The organism is Microcystis sp. M53603_WE2 (assembly GCF_030065435.1).
In genome coordinates this window covers 1-1150 of sequence record NZ_JASJFF010000716.1, presented here as the reverse complement: position 1 = coordinate 1150, position 1150 = coordinate 1, and the positions used below count along the sequence as shown (strand labels likewise).

At 40.6% G+C, this 1150-nt stretch carries 1 protein-coding gene and 1 pseudogene; one reads left to right on the top strand and one right to left on the bottom strand.

From position 1 onward, the window contains the following. The coding region (locus PX481_RS15405) for an ATP-dependent metallopeptidase FtsH/Yme1/Tma family protein (RefSeq protein WP_288094905.1) at positions 1–426 on the bottom strand (426 nt) is incomplete at its 3' end. 424 nt (positions 427–850) lie between these two features. On the opposite strand from PX481_RS15405, the pseudogene PX481_RS29755 reads away from it, so the two are divergent. Continuing rightward, positions 851–970: pseudogene (locus PX481_RS29755) on the top strand (restriction endonuclease); the annotation flags it as partial. Positions 971–1150: the final 180 nt, after the last annotated feature.

The following is a 1150-nucleotide window of genomic DNA, read 5'->3' as shown; positions in this document are numbered from 1 at the left end:
AGAACGGCGGAACAGGAAAAAGAGAGCGGCAATCAGCAAAAAGGGGAAAAGTAGATTACCGAGGAATCCCCACCAAGCGCCGTCATTCCGCATCGGGTGTGCATCGAAACTAATTTTAGAATCCCGTAAACGGGCGATTAAATCGGGGGAATTGGCCGGTAAATCGACCCGTAGGCGTTGTACTCGGTTTTCTAGTTCCGGATCTAGGGCCTGTACGATCGCGGTTCTGCCCCCTTCGTAGAGATCGACGCTAACAACCCTACCACTGTCTAGGTATTCTAGAAAGCGTCCGTAGGTCATGCGGGTAGTGGCGGTGTTATTGCCGATATTACTGGTGGCCGTGGCAAAAGTGCCTTGCCAGAGGAAAAAACCGACCACAAGGGCGGGCAATGTCCACAGTAAAATCGTTTTCCAGGATAGTTTCATGTTTGTTTAGTGGTTCTAGGATAAAGATTTTTGCTTAACTCATTTAGCTGTTTTTGTCAAGGATTTTACGTTATTTTTTTGAGATTAATCCCCGCAGCCAATTAAATCTTAACTAAATGTAACGTAATTCTCATAATTCTGACAAGAATGGTGACGAGAGATTTTTTTTAGTTCATTTGTTCTAGCAAGAGTCTCATGGTTTCTGGGATAAGCTGGATTAGAGAAGGACTATCTCGATGGTCAAGATTTAACAGTAGAAGTTTTTACTATTCTTTACTCTAGAGCGTGTAAACTACACAGTGTATAAGCTGTTCGCAATTTAAATCGTGGGTGAACGGTGTTGAAACCCTTGCCTTTTCTCGATCTGCTCGGAAATTTAGAGACTGAACAGCTTATCAAAAGCCACTGATTATCTGAGAGATTTATGACTCCAGAACATTTTTTGCAACTTTTACAACATCAAACTTCTTCCTTTGCTCAAACTGTGTCAACTAATGAAGGTGAATGGATTATTAAGGGTTTTATCGATATACATAAAAAAGTATATACTATATCTATTGATACGAAAATCATCTCTAAAATCCGGCTCTTCGGTTTGTGTTATGCAATGGACGGGGATTATAAGGGATGGAACCCTTATATAGAAAGGCATTTAGCGATTTTTGTCAATTGTTTTTTATCTAGAGCGAACTAATCAATTAAGTCTCTTGCCAGATAAGGATTT